Source organism: Noviherbaspirillum sp., assembly GCF_036846085.1.
In the GTDB taxonomy this organism is placed as follows: Bacteria; Pseudomonadota; Gammaproteobacteria; order Burkholderiales; family Burkholderiaceae_D; genus Noviherbaspirillum.
The window spans coordinates 1-9,392 of sequence record NZ_DAIUCO010000216.1 but is presented as its reverse complement, the minus strand read 5'-3'; the positions used below and the strand labels follow the sequence as shown (position 1 = coordinate 9,392).

The window sequence follows — 9,392 nt, the reverse complement described above, 5'->3', positions numbered from 1 at the left end:
CCGCTGACTTCAAGCAGGAACTGCATGCGGCGGCGAAAGCCGCCACTGCGCCTGTGCTGGGCATCACCGGCACCGGCGGTGCCGGCAAGTCGTCGCTGACCGACGAACTGATCCGGCGCATCCGGCTCGACCAGCAGGATGCATTGAACATCGCGCTGATCTCGATCGACCCGTCGCGGCGCAAATCCGGCGGTGCGCTGCTGGGCGACCGCATCCGCATGAACGCGATCAACCCGTGGGGCGGTCCGGCGCGCATCTTCATGCGTTCGCTGGCGACGCGCGAAGCCGGCTCGGAGATTTCGCAGGCGCTGCCGGATGTGATCGCCGCCTGCAAGGCGGCCGGCTTCGACCTGGTGATCGTCGAAACTTCCGGCATCGGCCAGGGCGATGCGGCGATCGTGCCGCACGTGGACCTGAGCATGTATGTGATGACGCCGGAATTCGGCGCCGCATCGCAACTGGAAAAAATCGACATGCTGGATTTCGCCGATTTCGTCGCGATCAACAAGTTCGACCGCAAGGGCGCGCAGGATGCGTTGCGCGACGTGGCGAAGCAGTACCAGCGCAACCGCGAACTGTGGAGCAAGTCGACGGACGAGATGCCGGTGTACGGCACACAGGCGTCACGCTTCAATGATGATGGCGTGACGGCCCTGTACCACGGTTTGTTGCCGAAACTGGCGGAACGGGGATTGAAGACGCAACCCGGCAAGCTGGCGCCGGTGTCGGTGCGGTTCTCGTCGGGAAAAAATGCGATCGTGCCGCCGGCACGGTCGCGCTACCTGGCGGAGATCGCGGACACGGTGCGCGGTTACCACCGCAACGCGCAGAAGCAAGTGAAGCTGGCGCGGGAACGGCAGCAGTTGCAGGAAGCCAGGCGCATGCTGACAGCCGCTGGCAGGAACGCCGATTTCGACGACGTGATCCTTGAGCGCGACAACGCCATGGACAGCGGAGCCAGGAAACTGCTGGCGATGTGGCCGGACATGCAGGCCGCCTATGCCGGCGACGACTATGTCGTAAAGATCCGCGACAAAGAAATCCGCACCCGCCTCGTGCAGAAAACGCTGTCCGGCACAACCATCCGCAAGGTGTCCTTGCCGAAGTTCGAGGACCACGGCGAAATTCTGCGCTGGCTGATGCTGGAAAACGTGCCCGGATCCTTCCCTTACACTTCCGGCGTGTTCGCCTTCAAGCGCGAGGGCGAGGACCCGACCCGCATGTTCGCCGGCGAAGGCGACGCCTTCCGCACCAATCGCCGTTTCAAGCTGGTGTCCGAGGGCATGGACGCCAAGCGCCTGTCGACCGCTTTCGATTCGGTGACGCTGTACGGCGCCGACCCGGCCCTGCGCCCGGATATCTACGGCAAGATCGGCAACTCCGGCGTGTCGATCGCGACGCTGGATGATATGAAGGTGCTGTATGACGGTTTCGACCTGTGCAGCCCGTCGACCTCGGTATCGATGACCATCAACGGTCCGGCACCGAGCATCCTGGCGATGTTCATGAACACCGCGATCGACCAGCAGATGGACAAGTTCCGCGCCGACAACAGGCGCGAACCAACCGACGACGAGGCTGCGAAGATCCGCGCATGGGTGCTGCAGAACGTGCGCGGCACGGTGCAGGCCGACATCCTGAAGGAAGACCAGGGACAGAACACCTGCATCTTCTCGACCGAGTTTTCGCTGAAGGTGATGGGCGATATACAGGAATATTTCGTGCATCACCAGGTGCGCAATTTCTATTCGGTGTCGATCTCCGGGTATCACATCGCCGAAGCCGGCGCCAACCCGATCTCTCAGCTCGCCTTCACCCTGTCGAACGGCTTCACCTTCGTCGAAGCCTACCTCGCGCGCGGCATGCACATCGACGATTTCGCCCCCAACCTGTCGTTCTTCTTCTCCAACGGCATGGACCCGGAATACACAGTGCTGGGACGGGTTGCGCGGCGCATCTGGGCGGTGGCGATGCGTGACAAGTACGGCGCCAACGAGCGCGCACAGAAACTCAAGTATCACATCCAGACCTCCGGCCGCTCGCTGCATGCGCAGGAAATCGATTTCAACGATATCCGCACCACGCTGCAGGCGCTGATCGCGATCTACGACAACTGCAATTCGCTGCATACCAATGCCTACGACGAGGCGATCACCACGCCGACCGACGAATCGGTGCGCCGGGCGCTGGCCATCCAGCTCATCATCAACCGCGAGTGGGGGCTGGCGAAGAACGAGAACCCGAACCAGGGCAGCTTCATCATCGAGGAACTGACCGACCTGGTGGAGGAAGCGGTGCTGCAGGAGTTCGAGCGCATCGCCGAGCGTGGCGGCGTGCTGGGCGCGATGGAGACCGGCTACCAGCGCGGCAAGATCCAGGAAGAGTCGATGCATTACGAGCACCTGAAGCACGACGGCACGCTGCCCATCATCGGCGTCAACACCTTCCGCAACCCGAAAGGCGACCTGACGCCGCAGGCACTCGAACTGGCGCGTTCGACCGACGATGAAAAGCAGTCGCAACTGAAGCGGCTGGCCGAATTCCATGCCCGCAATGCGGCGCGGGCGCCCGCCGTGCTGGCGGAACTGCAGCAGACGGTGATCGACGACGGCAACGTGTTCGCCAAGCTGATGGACGCGGTCCGGGTGTGTTCGCTCGGCCAGATCACCGATGCATTGTTCGAGGTGGGCGGACAGTACCGGCGCAACATGTAGGGTTGTCACTCTATAAAAATCCGGCGGGATCGGATTCCTTGCGGGCTAAAATAATGCCTTCAAGAAATCCGTTTCCGGAGTGCGCATGTCCCAGTTCAAGTTTGCCGACAACTACCAGGATCTCAGTCAGCAGGACGGCGTCGATGCCGGTTTCCAGTTCCAGTTCCATTGCGAGCGCTGCAACGATGCATGGCGCACCAGGTACAAACCCTATCGCAGCGGACAGGCGTCAGGATGGGTCTCCAAGGCGGCCGGATTCTTTGGCGGCGTGCTCGGCGGCGCCAGCAGCGCGCTTGATGGCCTTGCCCAGGCCGGCTGGAATTCCGCCCGGGACGAGGCGTTCCAGGAAGCGGTCACGGATGCGAAGGGCCATTTCCATCGTTGCGCCAAGTGTTTCCAGTACGTGTGCGCGCCCTGCACGGACAAGGCCAGCGGTTTCTGCCTCAATTGCGCGCCCGACGTCGAAGTGCAGATCGCGGCGGCACGCGCCCAGGCCGAAAGCCAGGGTGCGATGGAAGCGGCTGTCGAGGAGGGACTGAAACGCGGCAGGAAGCGGGACGTCAAACGCGACGTGCAGCTGGTCTGCCCGGGATGCAACGCCGAAACGCGCGGCGCAAAATTCTGTCCGGAATGCGGACACAAGATGGCGGTCAAATCAAACTGCAGCGGCTGCTCGGCGGAGATCGCGCCGGGCACCCGATTCTGCCCGGAATGCGGCAAACAGCAGTAGTATTGCGCCTTCCTTCATTCCTCCAGGACCATTCATGGGCAATGCCGCAACCGGACACTCCGCGCTCGTCTCATGGAGCGGTGGCAAGGATTCCTGCCTCGCGATGTGGCGCGCCCGCCAGTCGGGCATGACGATACGCCGCCTGATCACCGCCATGGATGAAACCGGCGAAAGCGCGCGCTCGCACGGCGTGCCGCCGGAACTGCTGACAGCGCAGGCGGATGCGCTTGGCGCCGAGATGCGCTTCTACCGTACTTCGTGGGAAACCTACCAGGAACGCTTCATCGCCACCTTGCGCGACGCGCGCGCGGATGGCATCAGCCACGCGATCTTCGGCGACATCGACCTGGTGCCCCACCGTGAGTGGGAGGAAAAGGTATGCGCCGAAGCCGGCATCGCGCCTTCCCTGCCGCTATGGGACGAACCGCGCCTGAGGCTGGTGCAGGAATTCCTGTCACTCGGTTTCAAGGCGGTCGTGGTATGCATCAACGGCAATCACCTGTCCGAGGATTTTTGCGGACGCGAGTTCGACCAGTCATTCATCGATGACTTGCCGGAAGGCGTGGACGCCTGCGGCGAGAACGGCGAATTCCATACCTTCGTCTACGACGGGCCGGCATTTGCGAAGCCGGTCGCATTCCGTCGCGGCGAGAAGCAGCGCTATGAATCACCGGCACCGCTGACGCCGGCCACCTACTTCTTCCAGAGGCTGGTCGCGGCCTGACCTGATCGGCGCGGTCCGGTTTCGTCGGCCGCCGGGGTCAATATGGATAACGGCGCAGCCCGTCGAGGTCGAGCACGGTGATGCGCCCGTACTCCAGTTTCACCAGTCCCGCTTCTTCCAGCACCTTCAGCCCGCCGTTGACCCGCTGGCGTGATGCGCCTGCGAGGTAGCCGATTTCTTCCTGCGAAATCTTGATTTCGGGACTGATGCCCGGGTTGAGGTGCGGATTGAACAATGCCGCGAGGCAGCGCGCCAGGCGCGCATTGGTATCGAGCATGCGGTCGAATTCGACCAGCGAAATGAACATGCCGAGCCGTTCGTTCAGCAAGGTCATGACGAAGCGGTTGAAGGCGATGCTGTTATCCAGGAGATAAAGGAACAGGCTGCGCGGCATCAGGGCAAGGCGGGTGTCGCGTATGGCGATGACATCATATTGGCGCGGCCCGGTTTTGAGCAGCGATCCCTCGCCGAACCAGCCGCCGCTCAGCAGGCCGGTGAAAGTGATGGTCTTGCCTTCCGGCGATTCGCTGCTCATCTTCACCAGTCCGTCGATGGCGCCGATCCAGAAATCGGCCGACTCTCCCTTGCGGCATGCATAGCCGCCGGCGGGCACGAAACGCTCAATGGTTTCCGCCTCCACCCGCGCCATTTGCTCGGCGCTCAGCGATTGCGCCCAGGCGGCCTGGCGCAACATATCGATCAGGGAAAGTTCGGAGGAAGTCATGGTGGCGAATCGGGAGAAGCTTGCTGCGGCCGGACGGAAACAGATGGGAAGCATCATATATGCCACATTGCCCTATGCCAAGAACATCATGGTGCCGAAGGTTGGAGCGGCTGCGCGGGAGCGATGATCTGATATTCCGATTGCTGCGATAATTGCACACCCTCGGCAACTATAACCAACCAACGCCGCACGGTCTCACGTCTTTCGGATCGTTTCACTTTTCAATATATCTACCATGCATGCAGGAATGCTTTATGCCGCCGCCGCTTATGCGATGTGGGGCCTTTTCCCGGTGTACTTCAAGGCGCTGCAGCATGTGCCCGCCAGTGAAATCCTGGTCCACCGCATGGTGTGGTCGCTGCTGCTGGTAGTGGTGCTGCTGTCGTTGCGCAAACAATGGGTATGGCTGGGCGATGTGATCCGCAAGCCGAAAGTGCTGGCAGGCTTCACGGCGAGCGCGCTCCTGCTCGCGAGCAATTGGTTTGTTTACATCTGGGCCGTCAATCATGGCCGGGTGGTGGAATCCAGTCTCGGATACTTCATCAATCCGCTCTTCAATGTGCTGCTCGGCTTCATCGTACTGGGCGAGCGGATGCGCCCGGGACAGTGGGCCGCGATCGCCATCGCCGCCTGCGGCGTCCTCTGGCTGACCTGGCAGGTCGGTCATCTGCCGTGGATCGCGCTGGCGCTGGCGGCAACTTTCGGCCTGTACGGCCTGTTGCGCAAGACGGCTTCGCTTGGCGCGCTCGAAGGGCTGGCGCTGGAGACCTTGCTGCTGTTCCCGCTTGCTCTCGGTTACCTCGTCGTACTGTCGCTCGACGGACAGAACAGTTTCACGACCGGCAGCTCCGCCACCCGCTGGCTGCTGGCGCTGGCCGGACCGATTACCGCCGTGCCCCTGCTCTGCTTCGCCGCCGGCGCGCGCCGCATTCCAATGTCGGTACTTGGCCTGCTGCAATACATCGGCCCCACGCTGCAGCTCATGCTCGGCGTATGGCTCTACAACGAAGCCTTCGACGGCGCACGCCTGATCGGCTTCGCATTGATCTGGACGGCGTTGCTGGTCTATTCGGCGGAAGGCCTCTGGCGGGCCTGGTCCGCCAAGGCCGGCGCCGCATAACTGTCGTATCCTACTCATCTCTTTTCACGTAATCCGGAAAACCCCATGGCTCAATACGTCTACACAATGAACCGCGTCGGCAAGATCGTGCCGCCGAAGCGCCAGATTCTCAAGGATATTTCCCTGTCGTTCTTCCCCGGCGCGAAGATTGGCGTGCTCGGCCTGAACGGCTCGGGCAAGTCCACCCTGCTCAAGATCATGGCCGGCATCGACAAGGACATCCAGGGCGAAGCGGTGCCGATGCCGAACCTGAACATCGGCTACCTGCCGCAGGAACCGGAACTCGACCCGGAGCAGACCGTGCGCCAGGCGGTGGAAGGCGGCCTCGGCGAAGTCTTCGAAGCGAAAGCCAAGCTCGACGCGGTCTATGCCGCCTACGCGGAACCCGATGCCGACTTCGACGCGCTGGCCGCCGAGCAGGCCCGGCTGGAAGCGATCATCTCCACCGCCGCCGGCGACAATCCCGAACAGCAACTGGAAATGGCCGCCGATGCATTGCGCCTGCCGCCATGGGACGCCAAGATCGGCGTGCTGTCCGGCGGCGAGAAACGCCGCGTCGCGCTGTGCCGCCTGCTGCTGTCGAAACCCGACATGCTGCTGCTCGACGAACCGACCAACCACCTCGACGCCGAATCGGTCGACTGGCTGGAGCAGTTCCTGCAGCGCTTCCCCGGCACCGTGGTCGGCATCACGCACGACCGCTACTTTCTCGACAATGCCGCCGAGTGGATTCTCGAACTCGACCGCGGTCACGGCATTCCCTGGAAGGGCAACTACAGTTCCTGGCTGGAGCAGAAGAGCAACCGCCTGAAGCAGGAAGAAGCCAGCGAATCTTCACGCCAGAAAACCATCGCGAAGGAACTGGAGTGGGTACGCCAGAATCCGAAGGGCCGCCAGGCAAAGAGCAAGGCGCGCCTGGCCCGCTTCAATGAATTGAGCGAACACGAATACCAGAAGCGCAACGAGACGCAGGAGATCTTCATCCCGGTCGCCGAGCGCCTCGGCAATGACGTCATTGAATTCAAGAACGTGTCGAAGGCCTTCGGCGACCGCCTGCTGATCGACAACCTGAGCTTCACCGTGCCACCCGGTGCGATCGTCGGCATCATCGGCCCGAACGGCGCCGGCAAATCAACGCTGTTCAAGATGATCACCGGCAAGGAAAAGCCGGACAGCGGCGAAGTCATCATCGGCAAGACCGCCATGGTATCGATGGTGGACCAGTCGCGCGATACGCTCTCCAGCAACAAGACGGTCTTCGAGGATGTGTCGAACGGTGCCGACGTGCTGACGGTAGGCCGTTTCGAAATGCCGTCGCGGGCCTATCTCGGCCGCTTCAACTTCAAGGGCAGCGACCAGCAGAAGATCGTCGGCAACCTGTCCGGCGGCGAGCGCGGACGCCTGCACCTGGCCAAGACCCTGCTGATGGGCGGCAACGTCCTGCTGCTCGACGAACCGTCCAACGACCTCGACGTGGAAACATTGCGCGCGCTGGAAGATGCGTTGCTGGAATTCGCCGGCAGCGTGCTGGTGATCTCCCACGACCGCTGGTTCCTCGACCGGATCGCCACCCACATCCTCGCCTTCGAGGGCGATTCGCAGGTGGTGTTCTTCGACGGCAATTACCAGGAATACGAGGCGGACAAGAAGAAGCGCCTCGGCGAGGAAGGCGCGAAGCCGAAGCGGATCCGCTACAAGCCGATCACGCGATAAGCTGTTGCAAATAAAAAAGGCCGCTCGAATGAGCGGCCTTTTACTTCCGTTGCTGCCTTGCCGGCGCTACAGCTCAATGCAGGTTCTGCTGCCCCGGCGTCGTGCTGATGATCGTCGTGTCGGAGACGACCGTAGTGGTCCTGGTGCCCGTTGTTGGCGTCGTGCTTCCGGTGGTGCGGTTGCGCGATGCCTCGCTGGCGACACTCTTGACCTCACGCTGCGCCGCCTGCGCGACACGCTGGGCCGAATCCTTCAGGCTGTCGGCCTTCGTGCGCACGGTTTCCTTGACGGTGTCCAGCAGCTGGTCCCGCTTGGTGCCCATCAGCTGATCTTCACGGCGCGTGTTCGGCAGGGATGCGCCGAGCAGTGTGCCGATCGCCACACCCAGGATGCCGAGCATGAGCGGCTGTTCGTCGATCATGCGGTCGAAACCATCCTTGGCGCGGTAGTACTGCTGCCGGGATTTCTGGGTGAGCTGGCCGCTGCTGACACCGGTGCCGCTGCCAGTCGACCCGGACAGCTTGCTGCGCGCGCGACTCGCCATCGACGATGTGCTGTCGCTGACGCGATGCCCGAGCTCGCTGACCTTGTTCATCAGGCCCCGGCCTTTTTCCCCCACCTTGTCCATCGTCCCGCTCGTCCTGCCTTCCGGAGAACCGACGGCGGCCGTGCTGGATACGTAGTCCACGTCGTAGACGGTCGGATCGAACTCCAGGTCCTGGCGGTCCCGGGCCTGCCGGCGCACGCGTGCCACGCCGTCCGATTTCCGCCCCTGCACCATGATCGATGCGATGCTGAGCCCGAACAGGATGATCGGGATTGGGTTCTTGCGGACGGTGTCCCCCAGGAAGGTGCCGAAGTTGTCCGGCAGGTTGGTGCGCGCATAGTGCACTGCGCGGTCCATGACCTGCGTCGGAGCCAATTTGTTCTGGATTGCATCGATGGTGGAGCTGACCTCCGCGCGCGTGCGCTCGATGTCGTTCTCGATTTCCTCCGGGCGGCGAGTATCTTCGTTGTTTTCTCTCATTGCGCTTTCTCCTTGACTAAGCCCTTATCCCTGCGGAGCGAGTCCATGGTCCGGTGCGGCATCAGGTTGTCCGGCTTCAGCTTGGCGGTGCCGCCCCTGAGCATCAGGTACCCGATGACTGCGAAGATCAGGCCGACGAGCAACGGCGCAAGCCATGGCGCCACTTCCGGCGGAAGCAGCATCTCAACCCCCTTCACCACGGCTTGCAGGATGATGAACAAGCCTGCCAGGGCAACCGCTGCGCCGATGGCGACGGCGGTGATCGCCGTTGTCGCGGACGAGACTTTTTGCGACATCTCCGCGCGCGCCAGCGCAATCTCCTGGCGAACCAGGTCGACCATCTCATGCGTCAGGTCCGAAAAAAGCGCCGGCAGCGACTTGCCGTTCTTATCGGTTTCCATACGTGTTTCCTCCGGTTTTGGATCCACTTGTAGACGATGTGCCGGTGCCGCTTGCACCCTTCGTCGCGCCTGTGGAACTGCCGGTGACGCTGGTGTTGCCGGCGCCCGTCGCGCTGGGTGCCGTTCCGGCGGCGGAGGTTGCCGTGCCGGGTGTGCCGTCGCCGGTCATGCCGGTGACAGGATCGCTGCCGACGCCGGTTGCGGAGAGTTCGGTCGCGGTAAGGATGTCGTCATACGAC

General features: G+C 62.6%; 9 protein-coding genes. 6 read left to right on the top strand and 3 right to left on the bottom strand.

The window, feature by feature from the left end:
• The 3 genes from icmF to V7080_RS20025 form a co-directional block, all read left to right on the top strand.
• Nucleotides 1-2,714 (top strand): fused isobutyryl-CoA mutase/GTPase IcmF (gene icmF / locus V7080_RS20035; protein WP_334190161.1); only part of this gene is annotated, 2,714 nt, incomplete at its 5' end.
• Between the two features lie 85 nt (nucleotides 2,715-2,799).
• Nucleotides 2,800-3,444, top strand: coding sequence for a zinc ribbon domain-containing protein (locus tag V7080_RS20030; RefSeq protein ID WP_334190160.1), 645 nt, complete (start codon nucleotides 2,800-2,802; stop codon nucleotides 3,442-3,444).
• A gap of 34 nt (nucleotides 3,445-3,478) precedes the next feature.
• The gene (locus V7080_RS20025; RefSeq protein WP_334190159.1) at nucleotides 3,479-4,168 is read left to right on the top strand and encodes a diphthine--ammonia ligase; all 690 of its coding nucleotides are present in this window, start codon (nucleotides 3,479-3,481) and stop codon (nucleotides 4,166-4,168) included.
• 37 nt (nucleotides 4,169-4,205) lie between these two features.
• On the opposite strand, the gene V7080_RS20020 is transcribed toward V7080_RS20025, so the two are convergent.
• A complete protein-coding gene (locus tag V7080_RS20020; RefSeq protein ID WP_334190158.1) occupies nucleotides 4,206-4,892 on the bottom strand; it encodes a Crp/Fnr family transcriptional regulator in 687 nt (228 codons plus the stop codon).
• A 235-nt stretch (nucleotides 4,893-5,127) separates the two neighbouring features.
• Between V7080_RS20020 and rarD the strand changes: the two genes are divergently transcribed.
• A complete protein-coding gene (rarD, locus tag V7080_RS20015; protein WP_334190157.1) occupies nucleotides 5,128-6,012 on the top strand; it encodes an EamA family transporter RarD in 885 nt (294 codons plus the stop codon).
• A gap of 45 nt (nucleotides 6,013-6,057) precedes the next feature.
• Nucleotides 6,058-7,725, top strand: a complete 1,668-nt coding sequence (ettA, locus tag V7080_RS20010) for an energy-dependent translational throttle protein EttA (protein WP_334190156.1) — start codon at nucleotides 6,058-6,060, stop codon at nucleotides 7,723-7,725.
• Between the two features lie 73 nt (nucleotides 7,726-7,798).
• On the opposite strand, the gene V7080_RS20005 is transcribed toward ettA, so the two are convergent.
• Entirely contained in the window at nucleotides 7,799-8,752 is a 954-nt protein-coding gene (locus tag V7080_RS20005; RefSeq protein WP_334190155.1) for a DUF3618 domain-containing protein, read from the bottom strand.
• Complete coding sequence (locus V7080_RS20000; RefSeq protein ID WP_334190154.1) at nucleotides 8,749-9,153, bottom strand: phage holin family protein; 405 nt, start codon at nucleotides 9,151-9,153, stop codon at nucleotides 8,749-8,751. The genes V7080_RS20005 and V7080_RS20000 overlap by 4 nt, the downstream gene beginning before the upstream one ends.
• A gap of 17 nt (nucleotides 9,154-9,170) precedes the next feature.
• Here V7080_RS20000 and V7080_RS19995 point away from each other — a divergent pair.
• Nucleotides 9,171-9,392, top strand: a 222-nt coding sequence (locus tag V7080_RS19995) for a hypothetical protein (protein WP_442947259.1), incomplete at its 3' end; no start/stop codon positions are given.

Bases quoted from the DNA above. Each gene is read 5' to 3' on its own strand.
- V7080_RS20005 (WP_334190155.1), bottom strand. From the start codon at position 8,752: ATGAGAGAAAACAACGAAGATACTCGCCGCCCGGAGGAAATCGAGAAC.
- V7080_RS20020 (WP_334190158.1), bottom strand. From the start codon at position 4,892: ATGACTTCCTCCGAACTTTCCCTGATCGATATGTTGCGCCAGGCCGCC.
- ettA (WP_334190156.1), top strand. From the start codon at position 6,058: ATGGCTCAATACGTCTACACAATGAACCGCGTCGGCAAGATCGTGCCG.
- rarD (WP_334190157.1), top strand. From the start codon at position 5,128: ATGCATGCAGGAATGCTTTATGCCGCCGCCGCTTATGCGATGTGGGGC.
- V7080_RS20000 (WP_334190154.1), bottom strand. From the start codon at position 9,153: ATGGAAACCGATAAGAACGGCAAGTCGCTGCCGGCGCTTTTTTCGGAC.
- V7080_RS20025 (WP_334190159.1), top strand. From the start codon at position 3,479: ATGGGCAATGCCGCAACCGGACACTCCGCGCTCGTCTCATGGAGCGGT.
- V7080_RS20030 (WP_334190160.1), top strand. From the start codon at position 2,800: ATGTCCCAGTTCAAGTTTGCCGACAACTACCAGGATCTCAGTCAGCAG.